This window comes from Mycobacterium sp. IS-1590, assembly GCF_001500025.1.
GTDB lineage: Bacteria > Actinomycetota > Actinomycetes > Mycobacteriales > Mycobacteriaceae > Mycobacterium.
Genome location: NZ_LQIW01000048.1, coordinates 72,052 through 98,227, shown reverse-complemented (window position 1 = coordinate 98,227; position 26,176 = coordinate 72,052). Strand labels below are relative to the sequence as shown.

Here is a 26,176-nt window from a genome sequence, read left to right as displayed (position 1 = left end):
TTAAGTCTTAGCGCACCGCGCCCCAAATGTTAAGTACTTGATATGTTGGCGGGATGCAGCTCACCTTCGATGCCGAGGTGGAGGCCTTCCGCGCGGAGTTCGTCGCCTTCCTCGACGAGCACCTACCGTCGGAGGCCGAAGCGACGCTCGAGCGTTCCCGGTCGACGGCCCATGTGCCGGAGTGGGCACGCCGTTGGCAGCGCCTGCTGTTCGACCACGGATGGTTGCTACCCGGAAACCCGCCGGAATTCGGCGGCCGCAACGCCGGCGTGCTCGAACAGTTCGTCCACCGCGAGGAGTTGGCGCGGCGCCGCATCTACCACGCGTTCAATCCGCAGGGTGTCGGGATCATCGCCGCGTCGCTGCTGTCCTTCGGCACCGACGAACAGAAGCAGCGGTGGGCGGTGCCGATACTGCGCGCCGACATGACCGCATCGCTCGGCATGAGCGAACCCGGGGCCGGTTCGGACCTGGCGGGACTGGCCACGCGAGCAGTGCGCGACGGTGAGGACTTCATCGTCGACGGGCAGAAGGTGTGGACATCGGGCGCACACGACGCCGACGTCATCCTCGCGTTCGTGCGCACCGACCCGGATGCGCCCAAGCACAAGGGGATCAGCGCATTGTTGATCCCCACCGACCTTTCCGGGGTCGAGCGCAGGCCCTTCGCCTCGGTGTACAGCCGTGACGACCTGGATTTCAACGAGGTGTTCTTCTCCGGTGTCCGGGTGCCCGCAGAGAATCTCGTCGGTCCGCTGCACGAAGGCTGGCGCGTGGCCAACGGATCGCTGGGCCACGAACGGACCATGATGTGGATGGCGTTCGCCAACCGCCTGGATCAACTGCTGCAGGACTTCGGCCCGGTGGGAGCGGTGAACCAGGACCGGTACGCGACGATCGCGATGGACCATCAGGCTCTGCGCCTGCTCGGTTCCGTCGCGCTGGGACAGGCGGCCCGCGGCGAACGCGACATCCCCGGCATCTCGGTGCTGAAGCTGTTCGGGTCGGAAGCCGAACAGAAGGCGTTGGGGTACGGTCTCGACGCCGCCGGCGCAGAAGGCCTGCGCAGCCCGGGGCTCACCGCGCCGTACAACGCCTACAGCCCAGACCTTTTCACCGCCGACTGGTTCACTCGCTACATCAGCTCGTATGCCGGGACCATCTCGGGCGGCGCGTCGGAGATTCAGCGCAACATCATCGCGCAGCGGGTGCTCGGCCTTCCGCCGCGCTAGGCGTGTCGGCGGGGTGCGGGCGCGGCGAGTTCCCTCAAAGACGCCATGAACAATTCGTCCATCCGTGGACTCAGCTCGGCCAACGAGGCGGCACCGGCATGGCCGACCGAACCGAAGACGCGGTCAAGCGCATCGGCATCAGCGGAGGAACCGATCGAAAGGCACAGGCAGGCAATGCCGTCGGCGCGCAGTTCCTCGAGTGCCTTGTGTGCATCGGCCTCCGCATAGCGGCCTTCGTAACCGTCGTCATACGGGTGGCCGTCGGACAGGACGAGCAACAGCTTGTTGGGGGTGCCCGCCTCCTGCTCGAGGATCTCGGCCGCGCCGCGGATCGCCGCGCCGAGTCGGGTGTAGTTCGATGGTTGCAGTTGATTGAGGCGAGCACGGCACACCGCCCCGAAGCGCTGATCGAATTTCTTGACAGCCGGAAGGTGAACCGCGTGACGGCCGCGGGACCGGAACGCGTACACCGCGACCCGATCGCCGAGCTCCTCGAGCGTCGCCGCCAGCGTGGCGGCCGCCCGCCGCTGGTGCTCGTGCACGGCAAGGCCGTACGGGTCGGCGTCGGTCACCGAACCGGACGCGTCGAGCAGGATCAGCACCCCGAGGTTCCTGGCGACCTTGCGGTGTTCGGAGAAGATGTGCTCGGGTGGGGAGAAGCCGGAACGTAGGTCGACGGACAGGTCCACAAGGGCTTCGATGTCGAGTTCGTCCCCGTCGGGCCGGCGTCGTAACACCCTGGGGCCCAACCCGATCCGGGAGAGACGGCGGCGAAGGACGTCGTCGGGGGTGACGGCGGCAGCGGCGACGTCGGCGGGTGTGGTCAGCGGATAGTCGATCACCCGGCACCAGTCCGGCCGGTACCGGCGCCCGAAGACGTCCCACTCGGGATGCAGCGCTCCGCCCACCCCGACCGCGGCGCCCGGGCGTTCGTCGTCGGTGAAGTGGATTTTGGTGGGCAGCGGCCTGGCGTGCGACCCGGCCGCGCGGACCCGCCGTACGGCTTCGGCCTGTGGATCCCCGCCGGCTCTGTTTCCGGACGACCCCGATGTGCCGAGCAGCTTGCGCAGGAAGTCCCCCACCGTCTTCGAGTTGAACAGCGGGTTGTCGAACATCTTGAGGATCTTGCTTTCCTCCGATGGCCCCTCGTCATCGTCATGGTCATCGACCGGGATGGCGGCCGGATCGGGTGTGAACCGCAGGTCGCGATCGGAGGCGCGTGAGCCGGACGACTCCGCCGTGCTCAGCAGCGCCGACGGCTTGAGGACGCCGAACCAGTCGGGTGGATCGCTGACTCGTGTTCGGCTGCGCGCGATTTCGAGAGACTCGGCGGCCGATGTGGAGCCGTGCGGGTTCTCGGGGTGTAGCGCGGCCGCCAGCGGCAACCGGCGGGCCAGTTCGAAGAGCACCCGGTGACCCTCGATCGCCAGGTAGCGACGCGCGAGAGCCGCACGTGCACGCAACGGACGGACCAGTGGCTCGCGCAGGCTGCCCGCCCCGATGAGCGCGCAGTGCAACATCACCTCCCGCCGATTCTGTTCGGCCGAAGCGCTGTCCGTGACGAAAATGACCGTGCCGTTGGTGTGGGCGGGTTGGCCCTGCGGCGCCGCCGCGATGTCGATTGACCGACCGGCGAGGAACGTCGCCAGCAACCGGAACCGATCGAGTTCGGCTGCGCCGGAGGCGCTCACGGGCTGGGAAGCAGCGCGTCGACGAGTTCGCCGAGCGCGCGCACGACGTCTTTGTCGTCGGACAGCGCCTCCACGATCGCGGCCTGTACGGCGCGCCGCAGAGCGAGCCCCTCGGCGGCGAGGCCGCCGGCGAGGATGAGCATCCGCGTCGAGGACGCCTCGCGCAGCGGTGAGCCGTCGATGCCGCGGATCGCGTTGCCGATCGCCACCAGGGTGCGTGCCGTGTCGGCGTCGACTCCGGCCTCGTGCGCGACGATTTCGGTCTCCACCTCGGGCGGGGGGAAATCGAGTTCGATCGCGACGAAGCGTTGGCGCGTGGACTCCTTGATGTTCTTCAGCACGCTCTGGTAGCCGGGGTTGTAGGAGATCACCAGTTGGAACCCCGGTGCCGCGGACAGGGTGGTGCCCAACCGGTCGACCGGGAGCTCACGGCGGTGGTCGGCCAGCGGGTGGATCACGACGGTGGTGTCCTGGCGTGCTTCGACGATTTCGTCGAGGTAGCAGATCGCGCCCGTCCGAACGGCTCGGGTCAATGGGCCGTCCACCCAGACCGTCTCGCCGCCCTTGAGCAGGAACCGACCCACCAGGTCGGCCGAGGTCATGTCCTCGTGGCCGGCGACGGTGATCAACTCGCGGCCCAGTTCGTGTGCCATCGCCTCGACGAACCGGGTCTTACCGCATCCGGTGGGACCCTTGAGCAGCACCGGCGAACCCCGCCGCGCCGCGGCGCGGAACACCTCGGCCTCATCGCCGACCGTCCGGTAAAACGGTGCCCGCGAACGGTTGTCGATGGTAGCGGCGTGGTTGTTGGTCGACACCTCATTCGCTCCGCTCGTGCGGCACCACCGCGGGCATCTCCACGCCCTCGGGCAGCACGAGTTCGCAGTCGGTGTTGATGTAGCCCGAGTGTCTGGTCGGAATGGGCAGCGACGGGTCGGGGCACGGCCGGTCGGTGCCGTCGCCGCACAGGCCCGACGTGAAGTAGGAGCGCTTCTGGACGTCCTCGGGCCACGGGTCGGCGTGGGTCGCCATGAACTGCGCGGGAATGATGTAGAAGACGAAGAACGATGCGCTGATGGCAGCGAAGATCGCGAGGAAACGCACGAACTGCTGTTTGGCGAATCCGCCCCGGACGTTGTCCAGTCCCTTCTCGACGACCGTGCGGCCGCGGTCGTCGGTGAAGAACCGTAGGCAACACAGCGCCGCCTGCACGCCGCCCCACATCAGGCCCTCGTAGATCGGCCACTGGTAGTAGGTGCCCGCGTTGATCGACAGCGCCTGGATGGCGCCGGGGAAGGTGTACATCCCCAGCGGCATCAGGACCAGGCCCTCCATCACGAAGTCGAACACGAAACCCCATGCGAAGGCGACGCCGATCAGACCCTTGGTGCCGAGGTTGGGCCAGCGCTGCTGGGCCTTCCGCATGACCCAGCAGCCCAGGATCGTGCACAGCAGCACACCGTAGGCGTATCCGGAAACGTTGATGCCCAACGGTTCTGCCACCTGTGCGCCGGGCCTCTCGGGTGACAGCCACCCCGGGACATGCGGAGCCCACGAACCCATGTTGAACGCCCACGCGTTGTAGGTGCACCAGGTGTTGATGTAGTTCAACAGCGGGTCCTGGAAGAAGAACAGGCCCGTGGACACCATGATCATGCCGTCCAACGTGATACGGCGTTCGCGTCGCCACGGCCGGATGATGAACCACCAGATGGCGACCGGGAAGAGCACCGGCGAGCCGATCTGCCACATCATCAACGCGACCTTCATGAAGGTCGGCGGCTCGGTCGGGCCGGGATCGACCGGCGTGAAGTACGGGCCGGTGATCCACCGGATCCAGACGTAGACCTGAAGTGCCAGAATCAGGCCGCCCGCCGTCGCCCAGATCTTGACTCGGCGCGAAGCCTGCGGCGACGCCTCGTCGAGTCGACCCACGGAGCTCAGCGACTCAGTGGCTGGCTTGTTCGACAGTTCGCTCACGACGCCTCCTCGACCGCGCCTCGTCATCGCGATCCCGGGAAATATACCGGCTGGTATCTGGAGAACTCAATGGGATCTCAGATTCTTATGGCAGAATTCCGGCATGGCGGAGCGGTGGACCCGGGAGCGGCGACTCGAACACACCCGGTCGCTGCTGCTGGACGCCGCTGAGGACGTGTTCGCCGAAAAGGGCTTCACGGCAGCCACTGTCGACGACATCGCCTATGAAGCCGGCTACACGAAGGGCGCCATATACAAGCACTTCGCCACCAAGGAGGACTTGTTTTTGGCCGTCAGCGACCGCTACTGGCGGCGCTACTTCGACAACTTCGCCGAGGTGATGTCGTCGTCGAAACAGGTGGGGGCCCGCGAGCGCGACGAGATCGCGCAGCGGTGGCGTCAGCTGAGCCGCGACCGCGGCGCCGAACACGCCGCCCTCGGTCACGAGTTCACGCTGTACTTGCTGCGCAATCCGGATGCGCGGGAGCGCGTGGTCGGCAAGCGCACCGAGGTGGTCGAGGCCTTGGCGAAGTTCATCGTCGACGGCCTCGACCGGCTCGGTGCAACACTGGTGATCCCGCCGTTGACGTTCGCCCAGGTGCTGATCGCCACCAGCGACGCCATCGTGCTCGGCAGTGAGCTCGACGACGTCGACCTGTACCGGCCGGTCATCGACATGTACGTCTCGGCGATCAAGTTCCCCTGACGTGAGCCCACGCGAGTACAGGGCGAAAACTACGCTGTGGCAATCGATATGGATTTCGTGTCGGTGTACCCGTCGATTCCTTCGCGCCCGAGTTCGCGGCCGTAGCCGCTGTCCTTGACGCCGCCGAACGGTGCGAACGGATCCATCGTGTAGCCCTGGTTGACGCCGAATGTGCCGGTGCGGATGCGCTCGGCGACAGCGACCCCGCGCTCGGTGTCGGTGGTCCACACCGATCCGGCCAAGCCGTAGTCGGAGTCGTTGGCGATGGCCACCGCTTCGTCCTCGTCGGCATACGCTATGACGGTCAGAACGGGGCCGAAGATCTCCTCGCGCGCGATGGTCATGTCGTTGTCGGCGTCGGCGAACAACGTCGGCTTCACATACCAGCCCCGCTCGAGCCCGTCGGGCATGTCGGCGCCCCCGACGACGAGGCGGGCACCTTCGGACTGGCCCTTCTCGATATAGCCCCGCACGCGCTGCTGCTGACGTTGTGCGACGAGTGGTCCGACCTGTGTGGCCGGATCCGTCGGATCGCCGACGACAAGCGACGTCATCTCGGCAACCAGGGCCTCGGTGAAATCCCCCGAACGTTGCGCAGGCACCAGAATCCTGGTGAGCGCGTTGCAGATCTGACCGCTGTTGGACAGGCTCGCCGAGCGAACGCCGGCAGCGACGGTAGCGGGATCGGCATCGGGGAGCACGATGGCCGCCGACTTGCCGCCGAGTTCGAGGCTGACGCGTCGCAAGTCGATGGCACACGCGGCGGCCACCGCCTTGCCCGCCGCCGTGGAGCCGGTGAACGAGACCTTGTCCACCCCGCGATGTTTCACCAGGTACTCGCCCGCGGAGCGATCGCCGGGCAGCACGCTGACCACGCCTTCGGGCAGCCCGGCCTCGGCGATCATGTCGGCGAGCAGCAGCGCGTCCAGCGGTGATTCGGGTGCCGGTTTGAGCACGACCGTGCAGCCCGCGAGTAGCGCCGGGATCAGCTTGGTGACGATGAGGAACTGCGGCATGTTCCACGGCACGATGGCGGCGACGACGCCCACCGGCTCGCGACGGATGCGGACATCGGTTCCATACATCCCGGGGCGCGATTCCTCCCAGGGGTACTTGTCGGCCAGATCGCAGAACGCCGACATCATCATCGCGGGCAGCCCGACTTGCGCGCGCTGCGCGAAGCTGATCGGCGCCCCGATTTCGGTGGTGATCGTCTCGGCCATCTCGGCGCGCCGTTCGCCGTACCGCTCGGCCAGCCGGCGCACGGCCGCGATGCGTTCGGTGGGGGCGAGGCGCGGCCATGGGCCGGAGTCGAACGCGGAGCGCGCGGCGGCGACGGCCCTGTCGATGTCCGCGGGTCCGGCGGCGGCGACGCGCGCGACGGGTTCCTCGGTGTGCGGGGAGACGACCTCGATGTGGTCACCGGCGCTCGCCGGGGACCATCGGCCCCCGATGAACAATTCGTCCGATCGCATTGTCTGCTCACCCTTCTGCGCCGATTTCTGCGCCCGCGGTTGCGCTCCGAGCACCAGCCCGACTGAGCTGCAGAATTCGGTGGTGCTGCCCGGCGCCGGCCGGCCTATATCAACTACTTGCGATTGTGACATGGAGCATATACCGTCGGCGCTGCAGCTCCCGGCACGGTCCAGGCCGGGCGGACAGGAGTAGGCAATGGCTCGCTTTCCCAAACCGCCAGAAGGAAGTTGGACGGAGCACTATCCCGAACTGGGGACCGATCCGGTCTCCTACGAGGACTCCATCAGCCCGGAATTCTACGAGAAGGAACGCCGCGCGATCTTCAAGCGCGCTTGGCTCAATGTCGGTCGGACCGAACAGGTTCCGCGCAAGGGGAGTTATTTCACCAAAGAGTTGAAGGTCGCCAACACGTCGATCATCGTGGTGCGCACGACCTCGGGTGAGGTCAAGGCGTATCACAACATCTGCCGACACCGGGGCAACAAGCTGGTGTGGAACGACATGCCGCTGGAGGAGACCAGTGGGGTGTGCAGGCAGTTCACCTGCAAGTACCACGCCTGGCGCTACGACCTCGACGGCAACCTCACCTTTGTGCAGCAGGAGGGGGAGTTCTTCAACCTCGACAAGAGCCGCTACGGGTTGGTGCCGGTGCACTGTGAGGTCTGGGAAGGGTTCATCTTCGTCAACTTCGCCAAGGAGCCCGAGCAGTCGCTGCGTGAGTTCCTCGGTCCGATGATCACCGCCCTGGAGGGCTATCCCTTCGACAAGATGACGTCGCGGTTCTACTACCGGTCCGAGGTGAAGGCGAACTGGAAGCTCTACATGGACGCCTTCCAGGAGTTCTACCACGCGCCGGTGCTGCACGCGAACCAGTCGCCCACCGCCTACTCGAAGGCCGCCGCCGAGGCGGGCTTCGAGGCCCCGCACTATCGCATCGACGGGCCGCACCGGCTGGTCAGCACCTCCGGTGTGCGCGCCTGGGAGATGGCCGATGAGATGCGCAAGCCGATCGAGGACATCTGTCAGAGCGGATTGTTCGGCCCTTGGGACAAACCGGATCTGGGGGAGATGCCCGCAGGCCTGAACCCCGCGAAATGCGATCCGTGGGGCCTGGATTCGTTCCAGTTGTTCCCGAACTTCGTGATCTTGTTCTGGGGGCAGGGCTGGTACCTGACCTACCACTACTGGCCGACGTCGTACAACACGCATCTGTTCGAGGGCACCGTGTACTTCCCGCAACCGCGCACACCCAGGGAACGCATCGCGCAGGAACTGGCCGCGGTGTCGTTCAAGGAATACGGGCTGCAGGACGCCAACACGCTGGAGGCCACCCAATCGATGATCGAGTCGCGGGTGCTCGACGACTTCCTGCTCTGTGACCAGGAGGTGCTGATCCGCCACCTGCACAAAGAGACGGCGGCGTGGGTGGAGGACTACGAACGCAAGACGGCGGGTGTGTGAGATGACGACCGCCAAGTTGCCACCGGAATTCGCCGACCTGGAACAATTTTCGGACTGGTGTCTGGGGTCGGAGGCCGAACGCTATGCCAAGCGGCTGTCCTCGACGATGACCGAGATGCAGGCCTTTTACGACGCGATCACCGCGCGCGCGGAGGAGGCCATCGCCTACTGCGACAAGTTCTCGCTGGACGAGTTGCCCGAGGACGTGCTCAACCTGATGCATCTGCTGTACTCGATGATTCAGGTGTCCTTCCCGGTCGAGTGCTGGAAGCAGCCGAAGGTGCCCGATTCGGGTGCCACGACGCTCGACTGCGTTTCCGAACCGGTTCCGTGACGGCGCGCACCGTCCTGCGCGCCGCGCGCTGGGCCGACGTCGAGACCGGAGAGGTGCGTTCGCCGGCCGTGGTGGTCGTCGAAGGCGACCGCATAACCGCGGTCAATCCACCGGAACCGCAGGTCGATTCGGCCACCGAGGTCGACCTCGGTGATGTCACCCTGTTGCCGGGCCTGATGGACATGGAGCTCAATCTCCTCATAGGCGGGCCCGGCGGGCCGGAGGGCTTGCCCAGCCCGATGCACGGTGTGCAGGACGATCCCGTCTATCGCACGTTGCGCGGGGCGGTCAATGCCCGCACCACGCTGGAGGCCGGGTTCACCACCGTGCGCAACCTCGGTCTCATGGTCAAGACGGGTGGCTACCTGCTCGACGTCGCGTTGCAGCGGGCGATCGACCAGGGGTGGCACGTCGGTCCGCGGATCTACCCCGCCGGGCACGCGGTCACCCCGTACGGGGGCCACCTCGACCCGACGGTGTTCCAACGGCTGGCGCCGGGGATCATGCCGCTGTCGGTGGCCGAAGGCATCGCCAACGGCGTCGGCGACGTGCGCGCATGCGTGCGCTACCAGGTCCGCCACGGCGCCAAACTGATCAAGGTGTCGGCCTCGGGCGGAGTGATGTCGCACAGCACCGCTCCCGGTGCCCAGCAGTACAGCGACGAGGAGTTCGCCGCGATCGCCGACGAGGCGCATCGAGCCGGTGTCCGTGTCGCCGCACATGCGGTGGGGGACAGCGCGATCCGTGCGTGCATCAAAGCGGGTATCGATTGCATCGAGCACGGATTCCTGGCCAGCGACGACACCATCCAGCTGATGGCCGACACCGGCACCTTCCTGGTCTCGACCACCTACCTGACCCAGGCGATGGCGATCGACCGCATCGCGCCCGAGCTGCGCAAGAAGGCCGAGGAGGTGTTTCCCCGCGCACAGGCCATGCTGCCCAAGGCCATTGCGGCCGGTGTGCGCATCGCTTGCGGCACCGACGCTCCGGCGATCCCGCACGGACAGAACGCCAAGGAACTGTGTGCGCTCGTCGAACGGGGGATGACGCCGATGCAGGCGATCCGGGCCGCCACGGTGACCAGTGCCGAGCTGATCGAGGCCGACGACGAGCTGGGCCGCCTGGCGCCGGGATACCTCGCCGACATCATCGCGGTGCCGGGGGATCTGTCCGAGGGCATCGCCGCCACCCTCGACGTGTGCTTCGTGATGAAGGACGGTCGCGTCTACAAGCACGAAGGGAACCGGGACGGTGGCTAGGCAGACAAACCCAGAACTGGGCATGGAACTCGGCGACAACATCCTGTGGCATCTGAAGCAGGCCTGGTACTTCGCGCTCACGGCCGTCAACGACGCGGTCAGCCAGCACGGCGTCAGCACCGCCCAGATCGGTGTGCTGCGCCAACTCACCAATGAGCCGGGGCTGTCCGGAGCCGAACTCGCGCGCCGCCTGCTGATCACCCCGCAGGGGGTGCAACTGGCGGTCAAGTCGCTGGAGCAGCGGGGACTGGTCGAACGTCGACCCGATCCTCAGCATGCGCGAATCCTCAAGGCCTACCTGACTTCTGAAGGACGTAAGGTCGCCGGCGCGGTCGTCAGCGACGCCATCGCCGCGCACGAAGCCGTTTTCGGTGTCCTCACGCAAGAAGAGCAGCAGACGCTGCGTGACCTGCTGGCCCGGGTGGTCGTGAAGGGCACCGGACACACGATGGCCGACGACCACATCGGCGACTGATCAACTCATCCGTTGCCGAAACCAATGTGGCTGCGAATCAACGGAAGATCGGCCGTCGTCGCGAATCCGGCGGGTGCGCCGACGATCGCGGGCACCGCATTGAGCACCTGCATCGCCGTCGCGACGTTCGCCGAGCGCACGTGCTCGGCCATGCTCGCGTCGCGGCTGAAGCTGGCGAGGGAGAAGAAGTGGGTGCGCATCGAGGGATCACCCTCGATGGTCAGCGTCCAGCCGTGCTGTGGTTTCGGCCAATGCCCGGGGTATTCGTTGCCGACCGTCCACAGCGTCTCGATCTCGACCAGCGTCTCACCGTCGCGTCGGCCCGACCAGGTCCACCGCTGGCCCGCCGTCGTTCCCGCCGCCAGCATCCGGTCGAAGATCTGATGGTCGGACGTGGCGGGGACGGCGTCGACAGCGGCGGTCACCTCGTCGATGCCGGCGTTGAGCGCATCGGCGATGAGCCAGACTTGCTCGCTGAAGATCGCGCTGTTGAACGCGAGGAAGTCGCTGCCGGTGGGGCTGATGGTCTCGACGGGTTCTCCGAAGCACATGTTGTCGAACGTGATGGCGGTGCTGTCGTAGACCGACCAGTCGGCGCGCTCCTGCAGGGTGATCTTGTCGATGGTGCGGCTCATGCCCGACAACGCCACAGGCAGCACGCCGGAGAGGTTGCCCGGATTCAGGCCGCTGCCGTGCACGGTGCTGTTGCCGGTCTGGCACGCGTCGAGCAACCGTTCGCGGTCGGCGGGCCGGGTGCGCCGCGGGTGGAACAGGAATGCGGTCGTGGCCACGTTCTTACCGCTGGCCAGGATCGCGCACACCTCGTCGACATCGGTATTGCGTGGCGTGTACAGGACGCAGTCGGCGTCGACGGCGAGGATGCGATTCACGTCGGTGGTGGCGGCGACGCCGATGGGGGCGAGGCCGGCCAGCGTCCCGACGTCGACGCCGTCCTTGTCCGCCGAATACACGCGTGCCCCGACGAGATCGAACGCCGAGCGGTTGTCGAGTATCGCGGTGATCATCTCGACGCCGACGGCGCCGGTGCCCCATGCGATGACGCGATGCGGTTGCATCCGGTCACGCTACGTCACCGGCGTATCCGGGGGCTTCGACTGGTTGAGATCAATCACAAGTACTTGATACTGTGGTGACGATGTCCGAAGACGAGTTCGCCCCGCTGCGCATCAAACGCGTGGTGCCCGAGACCAGCGACGCCGTATCGCTGGTTCTCGATGTTCCGGCGGACTGCTCGGATCGCTTCGTCTACAAGGCGGGGCAGTACCTGACGCTGCAGGTCAGGGTCGGCGGAGACGACCATCGGCGGTGTTACTCGATGTCGTCATACCCGCACAACGGGAACGACCTGCAGATTACCGTCAAGCGCGACCCGGGTGGCCTGGTCTCGAACTGGCTCAACGACACCGCGCAGGTGGGCGGCGAGGTCCACGCCGCGCCCCCCGACGGCCGCTTCCTGCTCGGTGACACCGACCGTGACATCGTCGCGTTCGCGGGCGGTAGCGGTATCACCCCGATCTTCTCGCTGATCGGGGCCGCGTTGGTGAGCACCCGCCGGCGGGTCAGGCTGTTCTACGCCAACAGAAGCCGCGATTCGGTGATCTTCGGCGAGCCCCTCGCGACGCTGGCCGCCGACAACGCCGAGCGCCTATCGGTGACCAATCACTTCGACGACGAATCCGGCGTCGTGCAACCCTCGGCGGTCGAGGCATTCGCATCGGCGGGCGGTGAGGTCGACTACTACATCTGCGGGCCAGGGCCGTTCATGGACACGGTGGAGAACACGCTGCTGGGCATGGGTGTGCCGCGCGAGCGGCTTCACCTCGAACGGTTCACGGTGGCACCGGTTCCCGCCGAGGTCGCCGCCACCTCGGAGCGAACCGAGGAGGTGGTCATCGAACTGGATCGCAAGACCACCACCGCGCCCTACCGGTCGGGTAACACGCTGCTGCAGACCGCGCGCATGGCGGGGTTACGTGCCCCCTCGTCATGCGAGACCGGTTCGTGCGGAACGTGTATGGCGCGCATCGTGTCCGGAAGCGCCCGCATGCTGAACAACGATGCGCTCGACGACGACGAAGTCGCCGAAGGTTGGGTGCTGACGTGTCAGTCGCTGCCGACGAGCCGGACTGTCCACGTGAGCTATGAGTAGAAGACGAGGTTAGTGATGACCCGTGTCGCGGTGGTGACCGGCGGTGCTTCGGGCATGGGGGAGGCGACGTGCCACGAGCTCGGTCGTCGTGGGCACAAGGTGGCCGTGCTCGACGTCAACGGTGAAGCGGCGCAACGGGTCGCCGAAAAGCTGCGGGCCGACGGCGTGACGGCTCTGGGGGTGGCCGCCGATGTCAGCGACCGCGCGGCCGTCGAGGAGGCGTTCGCCAAAGTGCGTAGCGAGCTGGGGCCGGTACGCATCCTGGTCACCAGCGCCGGGGCCGTGGACTGGGCGGCGTTCACCGATATCACTGTGCAGGCGTGGCAGCGGCTGATCGACGTCAACCTCACCGGGACCTTCCACTGCTGCCAGGTGGCCGTGCCCGACATGCTCGACGCGGGCTGGGGTCGCATCGTGATGATCTCGTCGTCCAGCGCGCAGCGGGGCTCACCCAAGATGGCGCACTATGCCGCGTCCAAGGGCGCATTGCTTTCGCTGACCAAATCGCTTGCGCGCGAGTATGGCCCGGCCGGCATCACGGTCAACAACATTCCTCCGTCGGCCATCGAGACACCGATGCAGCACGCCGGTCAACAGTCCGGACACCTGCCGTCGAACGAGCAGATGGCCGCAACCGTCCCGCTCGGCCATCTTGGCACCGGTGACGACATCGCCGCGGCCGTGGGCTTCCTGTGCTCTGACGAGGCCGGTTTCATCACCGGTCAGATTCTCGGCGTCAACGGCGGGTCGGTGCTGTGATGACCGCCCCGCTATCCGCACACCAACCACGACACGGAGGTTTCCATGGCTAAGTGGCCCAAGCCGGCCGAGGGCAGCTGGACTGAGCACTATCCGGAGCTGGGAACCGGACCCATCTCGTTCCGCGACTCGATCTCACCGGAGTTCTACGAGCTCGAACGGGAGGCCGTCTTCAAGCGCGCATGGCTCAACGTCGCGCGTGTCGAGGAACTGCCGCGCGTCGGAAGCTACCTGACGAAGGAGATCGACGTCGCCAAGACGTCGGTGATCGTGGTGCGAGGCAAGGATCAGCAGATCCGCGCCTTTTACAACATCTGCCGTCATCGTGGAAACAAGCTGGTGTGGAACGACTTTCCTCATGAAGAGGTCAAGGGCACCTGTCGACAGTTCACCTGCAAGTACCACGGGTGGCGCTACGATCTCAAGGGCGATCTGACGTTCGTCCAGCAGGAGGGCGAGTTCTTCGACCTCGACCACGAGCAACGCGGCCTGAAGCCGGTGCAGTGCGATGTCTGGAACGGGTTCATCTTCATCAACTTCGATCCCGAACCGCGGTGGACCCTGCGCGAATTCCTCGGCCCGATGATCACCGCGCTCGACGACTACCCGTTCGAATTGATGACCGAGCGTTACGAATTCGAGGCGCGCAACAACAGCAACTGGAAGATCTTCGCCGACGCATTCCAGGAGTACTACCACGTACCCTCGCTGCACTCGCAGCAGGTGCCCAGCGCGGTGCGCCAGCCCAACGCGACGTTCGAGTGCGGCCACTTTCAGATCGACGGCCCCCACCGGCTGGTGTCGACGGCCGGCACCCGTCGTTGGCTGTTGGCACCGGAGTACATGTATCCCGTCGAACGGGTCACACGCAGCGGGCTGGTCGGGCCGTGGCGCACTCCGGAGACGCATCAGTCGGCCGGGCTGAACCCGGGCGGCATCGAGCCCTGGGGCATCACCAACTTCCAGATCTTCCCGAACCTGGAGATCCTCATCTACCACGGCTGGTACCTGCTGTACCGGTACTGGCCGACATCGCACAACACCCATAAGTTCGAGGCCTACAACGCATTCCATCCCGCCCGGACCGTGCGCGAACGCATCGAACACGAGGTCGCCTCCGTGGTGCTCAAGGAGTTCGCGCTGCAGGACGCCGGAATGCTCGGCGGCACGCAGGCGGCGCTGGAGTACGGCCTGGGTGAACCCATAGTCGACGACTACCCGCTCAGCGACCAGGAGATCCTGGTGCGTCACCTGCACCACGAGGCCGTCAAGTGGGTCGAGCAGTACAAAGCCGAGCGCTCGCCGGTGGGGGTTTGACCATGACGCGTCTGCCCAGTGCGTTCGCAGAATTCGAGTCGTTCGCCGAGAAGTGGTGCCTGCCAACCGAAGCCGAGAGGTGGGCGACCCGGATGGCCACCCCCATGCCGGAGATCCGGAAGTTCTATGACGCGTTCACGCCACGATTCGAAGAAGCGATCGAGTACTGCGACAAGTTCCCGCTCGACGATCTGCCCGAGGACGCGCTGAACCTGTTGCATCTCATCTACTCGATGATCATGGTGTCAATGGCCGTCGAGGTGTTCGGTACACAAAAACCCGCCGACTCCGCCGACGCGGTGATGAACCGCGTCAGCGCGCCGGTGCCATGACCAAGGAGACGACACCATGAGCCTGCTGACCATCAACAAGCTCACCGCATCGGTCGGCGCGGAGGTGACCGACGTCGACTCCGAGGCTTTGGCGCACGACGACGCACTGGGCACCGCGATTCTGGATGCGTTGGAGGACAACGGTGTACTGGTGTTTCCCGGACTCGGGCTGACCCCGGAGGCGCAGGTCGCGTTCTGTGCGCGGCTGGGCGAGATCGACCACTCGTCGGACGGCCACCATCCGGTTGCCGGCATCTATCCGGTGACACTCGACAAGTCGAAGAACGCCTCGGCGGATTATCTGCGGGCCACCTTCGACTGGCACATCGACGGATGCACGCCCACCAACGACGAGTGCCCGCAGAAGGCGACTGTGCTCTCGGCCAAGCAGGTGGCCGAGACCGGCGGCGAGACCGAGTTCGCGAACTCGTATGCGGCCTACGAAGCGTTCACCGACGAGGAGAAGGAGCGCTTCGGGGCACTGCGGGTGGTCCATTCCCTGGAGGCATCGCAGCGCCGGGTCACTCCCGACCCGTCGCCCGAGCTGGTGGCCAGGTGGCGGTCCCGCCCGACCCACGAGCACCCTCTGGTGTGGACGCACCGCAGCGGGCGCAAGTCGTTGGTGTTGGGCGCGTCGGCGGACTATGTCGTCGGTATGGACCTCGACGAGGGCCGGGCGCTTCTGGCCGAGCTTCTCGACCGTGCCACGCAGCCGCACCTGGTCTACAGCCACCACTGGTCCGTCGGCGACACGGTGATCTGGGACAACAACGGGGTTCTGCACCGCGCCGCACCGTATGACCCGGACTCGCCACGCGAAATGCTGCGCACGACGGTGCTGGGTGACGAGCCCATCCAGTGAGCGACTTCGGTGCTCTACCGGTGGCTGCTCGACCGCTGGAGCACCGGAGTCGCCCCGGGGGGTCTCGTTGACGACGCCGTGCCACTATGGAAATCTGATACCCAGATATGAGAATCACGTTCTCGTTGCCTGAGATCGTCGAAACGGAGGGCGCATGACCGAGGACCTCACCGAGGACATGACCAAGGTCGACTTCTTCCGGGACGGGCGTCTGACCGACGACCCGTACCCGTTCTACGAAGCTCTGCGCAACAAGTGCCCCGTCGCCCGTGAGGACCACTACGGCGTGACGATGGTGACCGGCTGGCAGGAGGCCGTCGACGTCTACAACGACGCCGAGACGTTCTCGTCGTGCATCTCGGTGACCGGCCCGTTCCCGGGCTTTCCCGTTCCGCTCGAAGGGGACGACGTCACCGACCTGATCGTCGAACACCGCGACGAGATCCCGTTCAGCGACCAGCTGCCGACCCTCGACCCGCCGACGCACACCAACCACCGGGCCTTGCTGATGCGGCTGATCACGCCCAAGCGCCTCAAGGAGAACGAGGACGCGATGTGGCAGCTCGCCGACGACATCCTCGATGAGTTCCTCGCGCCGGGGCAGGGCGAGTTCATCAGCGGTTTCGCCGGGCCGTTCACCCTGCGGGTGATCGCCGATCTGCTCGGGGTACCCGACGAGGACCGACCTGAGCTGCTCGAGCGGCTGGCAAGGGGCACACACGGCGGCGGGCTGGGCAACGCCGAGAAGACCCTGACGAAGACGCCCCTGGAGTACCTCTACGAGGTGTTCGCCGAGTACGTCGAGGACCGTCGCCGTGAACCGCGTGACGATGTGCTGACCGGTTTGGCGACCGCGACGTTCCCGGACGGCACGGTGCCCGAGGTCGCCGACGTGGTCCGCGTCGCCACCAACGTGTTCTCCGCCGGCCAGGAGACGACGGTGCGGCTGCTCTCGACCGCGCTGAAGGTACTCGGCGACCGACCCGATATTCAGCGCAAGCTGCGCGACGACCGCAGTCTGCTGCCGAACTTCATCGAGGAGTGCCTACGCATCGAGAGTCCGGTCAAGGGCGACTTCAGGTTGTCGCGAGTGCCGACGACGGTGGGCGAGCAGGCCCTCGGCGCCGGCTGCACCGTGATGGTGATCAACGGTGCCGCCAACCGCGATCCGCGCCGCTTCGAGGATCCGGACACCTTCGATCCCGAGCGCAAGAACGCCCGTCAGCACCTGGCGTTCGGCCGCGGCATCCACAGCTGCCCGGGCGCGCCGCTGGCCCGGGCCGAGACCCGGGTCGGACTGGAACGACTGCTGGACCGCACCACAGACATTCGGATCAGCGAAGCGCATCACGGCCCCGCGGGGGAGCGTCGGTACAACTACATCCCGACCTACATCCTGCGGGGGCTGACCGAACTGCATCTGGAGTTCGACGTGGTTTCGGGTGATGCCGGATGAAGGTCACCGTCGACGAGGATCGTTGCGCAGGGCACGGCATGTGCCTGACGCTGTGCCCCGAGGTGTTCGAGCTCAACGACGACGGCTGGGCGGTGGCGAACCCGGAGGAGGTTCCCGCCGAGCTGGAGTCCGCGGCGCGCGACGCGATCGCAAACTGCCCCGAACGCGCGATCCGCGAGATCGACTGACAAGCACGCCGGCGGTGCCGGCATTCAACACGAAGGAGCTCGAATGGCGAAGGCGTACATCCTCATCACCGAGGACGTGAAGGATCCGGAAGGTATGGCGGAGTACGGCAAGGTGGCCAGCCAGACGATGGCGAGCGCGAACCTGCTGGCGTTCGACCAGAAGGCCGAGGCGATCGAGGGCACCTGGCACGGTACGCAGACCGTGCTGCTCGAGTTCGAGTCCGAGGAAGCGGCCAAGGCTTGGTACTACTCCGACGAGTACCAGGCCGCGGCGAAGCTGCGTCAGAGCGCTGCTGACTGCAACGGCGTCATCCTGCACGGGCTGGGATAGTCGCGCGCGGCCGATGCGCACACTCGCGCGGCCGTGAACGTGCACAAAGTGCGGCTACCGCGCGGTGTGTCGTGTGCAAACACGCACGCTCAGCAGAACTTTCAGGCGGAAACCAGCGGGCCGGTGGGCTTTGTCGTGGTGGCGTGCACCAGCAGCTCAGCAAGTTCGCGCGGCCGCGACAGAAACGGCGAGTGCGACGTGTCGATGGTCAACTGTTCGACGCCGAGGCGGCGCGTGACCGTGTCGGCCAGCCAGCGCGGCATCGACTGATCCTGGAGACAACGAATGAAGCTGCGGGGGAGATCGGCCTCCCAGAACCGCGGCACGGACACCGGCGTCACGGTCGTGTCGCCGAAGCGCTCGGGGCCCAGGAGCTCGAAGGCCCAGCGCGCGGTGGCCTCGTCGCAATCATGGTAGAAGTAACGCCACGCGCCGTCGAAGTCTGCGAACCACATCGCGCCGTCATCGTCGAACTTCAAGTAGCCCAACATCTCTCCGACATCGGCGTCGAAGTCTTCGCCTAGTTCGTCGCCGTCGTCGCGCATCGCCATCGCTTCGGGATAGGTGCGGCCCTCACGGGGCAGCGCCGCCGCGAGGTAGGTGATGTGACTGACCAGATGCGGCGCTGCGTCGGCCGCCAGCGTGGCGTCGAAGCCGCCGCCGGAATGGCCGACCAGCACGCTCTTGGCCGAACCGGCTGCCCGCAGCGCCGCCACGATCGCGTCGCGGCGGTTGGCCAGCGTCGACTCCTCGTCGACCCGTGCGCCGTGTCCCGGCAGATCCACCGCGACCGCGTCATGGCCCATGGCCGTCAGCTCGTCGATCACCCGCTCCCAGCACCAGGCGGCGTGAAAGCCGCCGTGTACCAAGACGAACCGCATCAACTCAGGGCGCGCACCGGAACATGCGACCAACCCGCGACGTTCTGCATCGCCACCCGCCGGCAGTCGTCCCACAGCACTTCGTAGCGGGGGATCAGGTCGAGCAGCCGCTCCAGCGCGATCGCTGTCTCCATCCGCGCCAACGCCGCGCCCAGGCAGCTATGGATGCCGTAGCCGAATCCCAGGTTCTGCGCCTCGGTGCGGTTGCGGTCGATGTCGAAAGTGTCAGGGTCGGTGAATGCCTCGGGATCGCGGTGCGCCGAAGCCTGCAGCAGGAACACCGGCTTGCCCTCAGGAATCGTCACGCCGTGCAACTCGACGTCGCGCATCGAGCGTCGCACGTTGTAGTGCACCGGCGGCTCGTAGCGCAGCAGTTCCTCGACCGCGGCGGGAATCTTGTCGCGGTCGTCGAGGAGCTTCTGCCACTGATCGGGGTGGCGGGCGAACGTGACCGCCGCGTTGCCGACCAACTTGGTGACGGTCTCCGCGCCGGCGCCGCCGAGAAGCGTTGCGAATCCGGCGATCTCGAAGTCGTCGAGCGACTCCTTCTCACCGTCCTCGCGGGTGATCTCGGCGGCCACCAGGCGGCTGAACATGTCGTCCTGCGGGTTGGCGCGCCGCTCTCCGATCAGCTGGAAGTACAGCCCCATGGCTTCGCCGATGGCCTGCATGCCCTCTTCGGACATGTCGACCTGGCCGGGCTCGCGATGCAGCGACTTGTCCACCCATTCTCGGACCTGCTGCCGATGTTCCTCTGGCACGCCGAGCATTTGGGTGATGACCTCGACCGGGAAGAAGGCGGAGAAGTCGCTGACGACGTCGAAGTGCGCGGGGTCGGCGTTGGCGATGTACCTGTCGATGGTCTCGGTCACCATCGGCCGCATCGCCTCGATCGCGCGCGGGGTGAACACCTTGTTCACCAGGCTGCGCATGTGCCGGTGTTCGGGCGGATCCATCAGGATGATCATCTTCGCCGGCATCGGCTCGTCGGAGCGGATGGTCGCCAGATCCAGACCGTATGCCGACGAGTAAGTCACGAAATCCTTGTAGGCGGCCGCCACGTCCTCGTGCCGCGACAACGCGTAGAAGTCGAGTTCCTCGTTGTAGTAGACCGGCTCTTCTTCCCGCAGACGCCGGTAGATCTCCCACGGCCCGTCGAAGTACTCCTGCGAGAACGGATCGAAGACGACTCTCGACTTCGTCATGCGTCTTCGATCGAGATCGCCTGGCGCGGGCACTGCCGCACGGCTTCTCGCACCTGTTGCTCGTTCTCCGGCGTCACTTCTTCCTGAAGGACGTGCAGGTAGTCCTCCTCGTCGAGATCGAATACCTCGGGGATGATGCCCATGCAGACTCCGTTGCTCTCACAGAGCCCGAAGTCGACGATGATCTTTTGAGTCATTTCAACACCTTCACCGGGACGTGGTGGTATCCGGCCACATTCTGCATGTGCACACGTTCGAGGCCGTCGAAGTTCACCTCGTAACGCGGCATGAAATCGAGTAGGTGCTCGAGTGCGATCGTGGTCTCCAAACGGGCCAACGCGGCGCCCAGGCAACTGTGGATGCCGTATCCGAGACCGAGGTGCGGCGCCTGGGTGCGGTCGCGGGTGATGTCGAACGTCTCGGCTTTGTCGTAGGCGCGGGGATCGCGGTTGGCCGCCGCTTTCATCAGGAACACCGGCTTGTGCGTCGGGATGGTGCCGCTGGGCACCTCGGCCTCTTTCAGCGTGTAGCGCACGTTGTACTGCACCGGGCCGACGTAGCGCAACAACTCTTCGACGGCGGCGGGCACCAGGCTGCGGTCGTCGAGCAGCAGCTGCCACTGTTCGGGGTGGCGCGCGAACTCCACCACCGCGCTGCCGACGAGCTTGGTGACGGTCTCGGCGCCTGCCCCGCCGAGCAGCGCGAGGAATCCGGTGATCTCCAGGTCGTCGAGTTGGCGCATCTCGCCGTTCTCGCCGGGAATCTCGGCGCGGATGAGGCGGCCGATCATGTCGTCCTGCGGATTGCCCCGCCGTTCCTGAACGAGACCGTAGTAGTACATGCCCGAGTCGATGTTGGCCTGCATGTTCTCTTCGGACAACTCAAGCTGGCCCGGCTTGCGCTGGAGGCTGATGTCGATCCAGCGCCGGACCTGCTGGCGGAACTCCTCGGGCACCCCGGCCATCCGGGTGATCACCTCGACCGGGAATGGCCCGGAGAAGTCCTGCACGACATCGAAGTTGTCGGGATCGACCTTGGACAGGTACTGCTCGACGAGCTCGGTGATGGTTTCGCGCTGCGACTGGATGGCCCGCGGTGTGAACGCCTTGTTGAGCAGGCTGCGCATGTGCCGGTGCTCGGGCGGATCCATGAAGATGATCGACTTGTGCGGACCCTCCTCGGAGCGCACCATGGCCAGGTCGCACCCGCGCGACGAGGAGAACGCCTCGTGGTCCTTGAGCGCCGCGGCCACGTCGGCGTGCCGCGTCAGCGCATAGAAGTCGCCGTCCTCGTCGTAGTAGATCGGCGCTTCGTCTCGCATCCGTCGGTAGATCTCGTACGGGTTGTCGAAGAATTCCTGCGACACCGGGTCGAACACGAGTTTGGGCTTGGTCATGGTCTCCTCTTTCGCGGCGGGCTGTCGACCGCTTCCGTTACGCGAGGGCGCAATAATGTAACGCCTCTAGTATGCCTCACCGGATGCCTCCTGGTAAGGGGAATCGCCGCTGTTTATGGCCGGATCCCGGCATCGATGACCCCGTCGAGCAGGCCCAGGTCGCTGCCCAGTTCGCCCGCGATCTGGCGAACCACCGCGACGTCTTTACCGATGAACTCTCCGACGTCGGCGACGAAGCCCCGAACCGAGCCGCGCGCGGCGACGAACTCGCCGACCCGGCTGGCGCCGCTGCCGTGGGTGAGCGACGTGAGCAACTGTGCCTCGCCGACGCCGAGCCGGGCACCGAGGTCGACAGCGGTGCGCAGCAGGCCGATCTGGGCGGCGAACAGGCTGTTGTTGACGAGCTTGACGGCCTGGCCCGCGCCGAGCTCGCCGACGTGCAGGATCGGGTCGCCATAGCCGGCCAACACCGGTCGGACTTTGTCGACCGCGGCGGGGGCGCCGCCGAGGAACAGCGTCACCTCGCCGGCCGCGATGTTGTGCGGGCCGCCGCTGACCGGCGCGTCGACGACGTCGATGTCGGCGAACTCGGCCGCCAGCTTTCGGGCGGTGGCCGGGCTTCCCGTCGTGTGGATGACCAGCACACTGCCCGGCCGCATGCCCGCCGCCAGGCCGTCGTCCAGGCAGACCTGCCGGACCTGCTCGTCGGTGAACACGCAGACGACCACGACGTCGGCCCCGTCGGCGACATCAGCCGCACGGGTTACTGGCTGTGCGCCGATATCGCGTAGCGCGGCGCATTTCTCGTCGGTCCTGCCGAGCGCGCGCACCTCGTGGCCGGCGTCGACGAGACGGCGCACCATCGGCGTGCCCATCCGGCCCGCCCCGACGAAGCCGACACGCGTCACCGCGGATGGTCCATGTTGCGCAACGCCGTATCGGCCACGGTGAATACGGACCCCTCGGGTACCGATGCGGTCGCCGCGATGCTGGCCGCATGCCGAACATCCTTCTGCAGCAATGCACCCGCGATCGGGGCCAGCCCTTCGACCGTGCCGCCGAATATTGCAATGCTGCCCAATGCCTTGCTGGTGGCCGAACCGCCGTTGAGCACCTCGGCCAGGCGCACACGCGGAATACCCAGGGACTCGCCGAGGTCGAGCGTGCTCAGCGCGCTGCCGAGGTTGGCGGTGAACAGCAGGTTGTTCAGGATCTTCGTGACCTGTCCGCTGCCCAGGGGGCCGAGATGCACGATCGGGTCGGCGTACGTCGCGAACACGGGGCGGCAGCGTTCGACGACGTCCTCCTCGCCGCCGACCATCACCAGCAGCTTGCCTTCCTCGACGGCGGGCCCACCGCCGCTGACCGGCGCATCGATCACCGAAACGCCCTGCTGGGCTGCGACTTCGGCGATCTCCCTGCAGGTGTCGGGATGCACGGTGCTGTGAATGGCGATGACCGCTCCGGAGGCAAGGCCGGCGAGCACACCGGTTTCACCGTTGAGGACCTCTCGCACGTCATCGTCGCCGACCACGCACAGGCAGACCAGGTCGCTGGCCGCGGCCAACTCCGCCGGCGTGCTCGCGGTCTTGGCGGCCGTGCCGGCATACGGTTCGAGGCTGGCCGCTCGACGTGCCCACAGAGTGGTCTCGAATCCGCCCTCGACGATCTTGCGGGCCATGGGGCCGCCCTGGCTGCCCAGCCCGATGAATCCGACGCGCATCAATCCGCCTCCACTTTCTGCTCGGCCTTGTCCTGAGCACCTTTGCGAGCCGCGACGCATTCCGCGACGAATGACAGCACCCGGTCGTGATAGTCCGCGGCCGCGAACGACAGCGACAGGTTGTGACCGGCGCCGGCTTGTTCGTTGAGTTCGAAGCGCGGTGACGCAATGAACGCCGCCGCGACATCGGCCAGCGCTTCGGGGTCGGTTCGCCACACCCTCTCGTGTTCGGCGACGGTGAACTGCACCGGCACCTCGACCTGGGCTGCCAGCGCCGGAAAGTCCCGCCGCGGCCAGTTTTTCGTCGTCTCCGACTCGTAGGGCGCGCCCGTCGATGAGTTCGTGATGCCCGAGAGCACCTCGGGCGGATACGAGTCGGCGGGTTCCCACAAAAGTTCGCGCAGTCCGACCGGTCGCCGGGTGAGCGTCGTCGTCTTCAAGATCTCGGCCGCGGCGTCCGCGTACCGTAACCCGGTGCCGGCCAGGCCGAGTCCGAGCACCCCCGCCTGTGCGGCACGGGCGTCGGCGGCCATGCGCACGGCCAGTTCACAGCCCGCCGAGTGGCCGAGCAGGAACAGCCCTGCGCCGCGCGGGTTCTGGCCCAGGACCTTGTCGACGGCGCCGTAGGCGAGTGCCACCCGCTGCTCGGGTTGGTGCATAGCGTCGGGATACGGTGCCGAACTGCCGTAGCCGGGACGGTCCAGCGCCACGACCGTGATACCGCGGGCCGGGCCGGCGCGTAGCAGCGACAGCTCGGGATGGCCGGGGCAGTCGAAATACGCTGCGGTGCTTGCGCCCCCGTGGAAGGCGACGACGACGGCGGTCGGGTCGTCGGCCTCGGCGATCAGTGCCGACATGGGCACGCCGTCGACGAGGACGACGCGGGGGCGGGGAGCCGCGCCGGCGGCGACATCGGGGCGGGGAGCCGCGCCGGCGGCGACATCGGGGCCGGGAGCCGCGCCGGCGGCGACATTGGGGCCGGGAGCCGCCCCGCTCACCCGTCGGTCCGCATCAAAATCGCCCCGCTCGGTGTGAGCCCGCCGCTGCTGACCACGGCGACCTTTGCGTCCTTCACCTGGCGCTCACCCGCGTCGCCGCGAAGCTGGGTGACCGCTTCGTGAATGAGGCCCATCCCGTGGGTACGGCCGTGCGAGAGCTGACCGCCGTGGGTGTTCAACGGGATCACCCCGTCACGCGCGATGGCCTTGCCGCCGTCGAGGAAGTCCTTGGCCTCGCCGATACCGCAGAAGCCGAGTGCCTCCAGCCACGACAGGCAGTTGAATGAGAAGCCGTCGTACAGCTCGGCCACATCGACATCCTTGGGCCGCAACGAGGTCCGGGTCCACAGGTGGGCGGCCTGACCGAGTACCTGAGGTTCGTGGGTGAGCGTGCTCTGGTCCCAGTCGGTGCGTTCGACGATCTGCGTGCCGACCGCCTCGAACAACACCGGCTTGTGCGGCATGTCTTCGGCGGTTTCCACGGCTGAAACGATGACCGCGACGGCGCCGTCGCAGGGGACGTCGCAGTCGTACAGCCCGAACGGCGTCGTGATCATCCGTGCGTTGAGATAGTCGTCCATCGTCATGGGGTCGCGGTAGATGGCGGTCGGGTTCAGCGCCGCGTTCGCCCGCTGGTTGAGCGCGATCCACCCGAGTGTCTCGCGCGTGGTGCCGTAGCGCTCGAAGTGGCGCTGGGCGTTGAGCGCCAGCGTGTGGGCGGCCGACATCGCACCGAAGGGCATCTGCCAGCTCGAGGTTCGCGCGCCGCCCGGCGGTGACGCCTTGCCCTCCTTCATCAGCTGCTGGAACGTCGCCTCCCACAACGTGCGGAAGCACAGCACGTGACGCGCCATGCCCGTGGCCACGGCCATCATCGCCGCGATGACCGAGCCGCCGGGCCCGAAGGTGTCCATGCCGCCGTTGATCCACACGGGGCGAAGACCGAGTGCACCTTCGAGCGCGGCGACACCACCTTCGCCCATACCCGCGACGTCCAACCCGGGATAGGTCGACAGGCCGTCGATGTCGTCGAATGTCAGGCCTGCGTCGGCGACCGCGGCCTCGCACGCTTCGATCGTCAGCGACAGCGGCGCTACCATCAGTCGCCGACCAAGCCGCGATGCACCGATACCGGTGATCGCCGAATGTTCTTCGAACCGTTGGCGAGTCAGTGGAGGGCTCACGTGCCGGGCGAAGTCCTGGGGCGCGATCTCGTCCTCGGCGACCGGACCGCTCTGCCCGTCGGTTCCCGGTTTGAAGACCGGCAACCACACATCGTCGATCTGCTGGAAGGTGACCTCGACGAGTTGACCCGGCTTCAGGTCGTCGGGATCGCAGTCAACGATGTTGGTGGTGAGCCGAACTCGCGGATCTTCGACGATCGCCACCTGGGCCACCACGTAGGGCGGGGGCAGGTCCGGGAAGCCGAACCGATGGTTGACGGTGAAGGCCGAGAGCGTGGCCTTACCCGAGACGTCGCGAACACCCATGTTGCGACTCCGGCAGTACCGGCACACGGGTTGCGGCGGATGGATCAGCGCCGTGCAGTCTCGGCACTCCTGGATGCGCAGGACACCGTCGGCGCCGGCGGTCCAGAAGAACTCGTTGAGTACCGTCAGCTCGGGTAGTGGCCTTGTCACCGCACGAATCCCGAGATCGCCTCGTTGCCATCGGTTTTGGGCTCGGGTTCGGGCACCTCGTGCGCCTCCTGATGCACTGCGGCGTCGTCGGAGGGCCGGTGTTCACCCATGTAGATGATGGCGTGCACCGGGCAGTCCAACAGTGCGCGCATCACCGCGTCCCTGTCCTTCTCCGGTACCGTCCCATCACCGATGAGGGAGGCATAACCCCAATCGTCGAGGGAGAAGTAACCCGGGGCGTGCTTGGCGCAGATTCCGAAGCCGTCGCAGATCGTCCGGTCGAGCCGGATTCGCAAGCCGT

General features: G+C 66.5%; 28 protein-coding genes. 14 read left to right on the top strand and 14 right to left on the bottom strand.

The window, feature by feature from the left end; translation table 11 throughout:
- The first annotated feature begins 53 nt into the window (after positions 1 to 53).
- Complete coding sequence (locus tag AU197_RS21475; RefSeq protein WP_064405253.1) at positions 54 to 1,232, top strand: acyl-CoA dehydrogenase family protein; 1,179 nt, start codon at positions 54 to 56, stop codon at positions 1,230 to 1,232.
- Here AU197_RS21475 and AU197_RS21470 read toward each other — a convergent pair.
- The 3 genes from AU197_RS21470 to AU197_RS21460 are packed head-to-tail and all read right to left on the bottom strand — an operon-like array spanning position 1,229 to position 4,903.
- Positions 1,229 to 2,923: a nitric oxide reductase activation protein NorD gene (locus AU197_RS21470; protein ID WP_064405251.1), complete on the bottom strand. Its 1,695-nt coding sequence runs from the start codon at positions 2,921 to 2,923 to the stop codon at positions 1,229 to 1,231. The two genes, AU197_RS21475 and AU197_RS21470, sit on opposite strands and share 4 nt — an antisense overlap.
- Entirely contained in the window at positions 2,920 to 3,741 is an 822-nt protein-coding gene (locus AU197_RS21465; RefSeq protein ID WP_064405249.1) for a CbbQ/NirQ/NorQ/GpvN family protein, read from the bottom strand. The genes AU197_RS21470 and AU197_RS21465 overlap by 4 nt, the downstream gene beginning before the upstream one ends.
- A 1-nt stretch (position 3,742) precedes the next feature.
- Positions 3,743 to 4,903, bottom strand: a complete 1,161-nt coding sequence (locus AU197_RS21460) for a spirocyclase AveC family protein (protein WP_064405247.1) — start codon at positions 4,901 to 4,903, stop codon at positions 3,743 to 3,745.
- A 103-nt stretch (positions 4,904 to 5,006) separates the two neighbouring features.
- Between AU197_RS21460 and AU197_RS21455 the strand changes: the two genes are divergently transcribed.
- The gene (locus AU197_RS21455) at positions 5,007 to 5,609 is read left to right on the top strand and encodes a TetR/AcrR family transcriptional regulator (RefSeq protein WP_064405245.1); all 603 of its coding nucleotides are present in this window, start codon (positions 5,007 to 5,009) and stop codon (positions 5,607 to 5,609) included.
- A 29-nt stretch (positions 5,610 to 5,638) separates the two neighbouring features.
- On the opposite strand, the gene AU197_RS21450 is transcribed toward AU197_RS21455, so the two are convergent.
- Positions 5,639 to 7,084: an aldehyde dehydrogenase gene (locus AU197_RS21450; RefSeq protein ID WP_064405580.1), complete on the bottom strand. Its 1,446-nt coding sequence runs from the start codon at positions 7,082 to 7,084 to the stop codon at positions 5,639 to 5,641.
- 196 nt (positions 7,085 to 7,280) lie between these two features.
- Here AU197_RS21450 and AU197_RS21445 point away from each other — a divergent pair, with 196 nt between their 5' ends.
- The 4 genes from AU197_RS21445 to AU197_RS21430 are packed head-to-tail and all read left to right on the top strand — an operon-like array spanning position 7,281 to position 10,617.
- Entirely contained in the window at positions 7,281 to 8,546 is a 1,266-nt protein-coding gene (locus tag AU197_RS21445; protein WP_064405244.1) for an aromatic ring-hydroxylating oxygenase subunit alpha, read from the top strand.
- Position 8,547: 1 nt separating this feature from the next.
- The gene (locus AU197_RS21440; RefSeq protein WP_064350266.1) at positions 8,548 to 8,880 is read left to right on the top strand and encodes a hypothetical protein; all 333 of its coding nucleotides are present in this window, start codon (positions 8,548 to 8,550) and stop codon (positions 8,878 to 8,880) included.
- Positions 8,877 to 10,142 carry a metal-dependent hydrolase family protein gene (locus tag AU197_RS21435; RefSeq protein ID WP_064405243.1) on the top strand — a complete coding sequence of 422 codons (1,266 nt, stop codon included), beginning with the start codon at positions 8,877 to 8,879 and terminating at the stop codon, positions 10,140 to 10,142. The genes AU197_RS21440 and AU197_RS21435 overlap by 4 nt, the downstream gene beginning before the upstream one ends.
- A gap of 22 nt (positions 10,143 to 10,164) precedes the next feature.
- Positions 10,165 to 10,617 carry a MarR family winged helix-turn-helix transcriptional regulator gene (locus AU197_RS21430; protein WP_064405241.1) on the top strand — a complete coding sequence of 151 codons (453 nt, stop codon included), beginning with the start codon at positions 10,165 to 10,167 and terminating at the stop codon, positions 10,615 to 10,617.
- Between the two features lie 5 nt (positions 10,618 to 10,622).
- On the opposite strand, the gene AU197_RS21425 is transcribed toward AU197_RS21430, so the two are convergent.
- Positions 10,623 to 11,693, bottom strand: a complete 1,071-nt coding sequence (locus AU197_RS21425) for an NAD(P)H-dependent amine dehydrogenase family protein (protein ID WP_064405239.1) — start codon at positions 11,691 to 11,693, stop codon at positions 10,623 to 10,625.
- Between the two features lie 80 nt (positions 11,694 to 11,773).
- Here AU197_RS21425 and AU197_RS21420 point away from each other — a divergent pair, with 80 nt between their 5' ends.
- The 8 genes from AU197_RS21420 (at position 11,774) to AU197_RS21385 (ending at position 18,032) form a co-directional block, all read left to right on the top strand.
- Positions 11,774 to 12,787, top strand: a complete 1,014-nt coding sequence (locus tag AU197_RS21420; protein ID WP_064405578.1) for a ferredoxin--NADP reductase — start codon at positions 11,774 to 11,776, stop codon at positions 12,785 to 12,787.
- Between the two features lie 15 nt (positions 12,788 to 12,802).
- A complete protein-coding gene (locus AU197_RS21415; RefSeq protein WP_064405237.1) occupies positions 12,803 to 13,546 on the top strand; it encodes an SDR family NAD(P)-dependent oxidoreductase in 744 nt (247 codons plus the stop codon).
- A gap of 45 nt (positions 13,547 to 13,591) precedes the next feature.
- Positions 13,592 to 14,863, top strand: coding sequence for an aromatic ring-hydroxylating oxygenase subunit alpha (locus AU197_RS21410; protein WP_064405235.1), 1,272 nt, complete (start codon positions 13,592 to 13,594; stop codon positions 14,861 to 14,863).
- Positions 14,864 to 14,865: 2 nt separating this feature from the next.
- A complete protein-coding gene (locus tag AU197_RS21405; protein ID WP_064405233.1) occupies positions 14,866 to 15,195 on the top strand; it encodes a hypothetical protein in 330 nt (109 codons plus the stop codon).
- A gap of 16 nt (positions 15,196 to 15,211) precedes the next feature.
- Positions 15,212 to 16,057 (top strand): TauD/TfdA dioxygenase family protein, encoded by an 846-nt coding sequence (locus AU197_RS21400; protein WP_064405231.1) that lies wholly within the window; start codon positions 15,212 to 15,214, stop codon positions 16,055 to 16,057.
- A gap of 154 nt (positions 16,058 to 16,211) precedes the next feature.
- A complete protein-coding gene (locus tag AU197_RS21395; protein ID WP_064405230.1) occupies positions 16,212 to 17,513 on the top strand; it encodes a cytochrome P450 in 1,302 nt (433 codons plus the stop codon).
- The gene (locus AU197_RS21390) at positions 17,510 to 17,701 is read left to right on the top strand and encodes a ferredoxin (protein WP_064350274.1); all 192 of its coding nucleotides are present in this window, start codon (positions 17,510 to 17,512) and stop codon (positions 17,699 to 17,701) included. The genes AU197_RS21395 and AU197_RS21390 overlap by 4 nt, the downstream gene beginning before the upstream one ends.
- A 43-nt stretch (positions 17,702 to 17,744) precedes the next feature.
- Positions 17,745 to 18,032, top strand: a complete 288-nt coding sequence (locus AU197_RS21385; protein WP_064405228.1) for a DUF1330 domain-containing protein — start codon at positions 17,745 to 17,747, stop codon at positions 18,030 to 18,032.
- Positions 18,033 to 18,133: 101 nt separating this feature from the next.
- Here the strand turns inward: AU197_RS21385 and AU197_RS21380 are convergent, their stop codons facing one another.
- From AU197_RS21380 to AU197_RS21340, 9 genes are all read right to left on the bottom strand, one after another.
- The gene (locus tag AU197_RS21380) at positions 18,134 to 18,913 is read right to left on the bottom strand and encodes an alpha/beta fold hydrolase (protein ID WP_064405226.1); all 780 of its coding nucleotides are present in this window, start codon (positions 18,911 to 18,913) and stop codon (positions 18,134 to 18,136) included.
- Positions 18,913 to 20,118, bottom strand: a complete 1,206-nt coding sequence (locus tag AU197_RS21375) for a cytochrome P450 (RefSeq protein ID WP_064405225.1) — start codon at positions 20,116 to 20,118, stop codon at positions 18,913 to 18,915. Before AU197_RS21375 ends, AU197_RS21380 begins: the two co-directional genes overlap by 1 nt.
- On the bottom strand, positions 20,115 to 20,315 hold the full coding sequence (locus AU197_RS21370; RefSeq protein WP_064405223.1) for a ferredoxin: 201 nt from the start codon (positions 20,313 to 20,315) through the stop codon (positions 20,115 to 20,117). Before AU197_RS21370 ends, AU197_RS21375 begins: the two co-directional genes overlap by 4 nt.
- Complete coding sequence (locus tag AU197_RS21365; protein WP_064405221.1) at positions 20,312 to 21,514, bottom strand: cytochrome P450; 1,203 nt, start codon at positions 21,512 to 21,514, stop codon at positions 20,312 to 20,314. The genes AU197_RS21370 and AU197_RS21365 overlap by 4 nt, the downstream gene beginning before the upstream one ends.
- A 113-nt stretch (positions 21,515 to 21,627) precedes the next feature.
- The gene (locus AU197_RS21360; RefSeq protein WP_064405220.1) at positions 21,628 to 22,422 is read right to left on the bottom strand and encodes an NAD(P)-dependent oxidoreductase; all 795 of its coding nucleotides are present in this window, start codon (positions 22,420 to 22,422) and stop codon (positions 21,628 to 21,630) included.
- Positions 22,419 to 23,237: an NAD(P)-dependent oxidoreductase gene (locus AU197_RS21355; RefSeq protein WP_064405218.1), complete on the bottom strand. Its 819-nt coding sequence runs from the start codon at positions 23,235 to 23,237 to the stop codon at positions 22,419 to 22,421. Before AU197_RS21355 ends, AU197_RS21360 begins: the two co-directional genes overlap by 4 nt.
- A complete protein-coding gene (locus AU197_RS21350) occupies positions 23,237 to 24,094 on the bottom strand; it encodes an alpha/beta fold hydrolase (RefSeq protein ID WP_064405576.1) in 858 nt (285 codons plus the stop codon). The genes AU197_RS21355 and AU197_RS21350 overlap by 1 nt, the downstream gene beginning before the upstream one ends.
- Positions 24,095 to 24,231: 137 nt before the next feature.
- Positions 24,232 to 25,875: a thiolase C-terminal domain-containing protein gene (locus AU197_RS21345; RefSeq protein ID WP_064405216.1), complete on the bottom strand. Its 1,644-nt coding sequence runs from the start codon at positions 25,873 to 25,875 to the stop codon at positions 24,232 to 24,234.
- Positions 25,872 to 26,171: a ferredoxin gene (locus tag AU197_RS21340; RefSeq protein ID WP_231745156.1), complete on the bottom strand. Its 300-nt coding sequence runs from the start codon at positions 26,169 to 26,171 to the stop codon at positions 25,872 to 25,874. The genes AU197_RS21345 and AU197_RS21340 overlap by 4 nt, the downstream gene beginning before the upstream one ends.
- Positions 26,172 to 26,176: the final 5 nt, after the last annotated feature.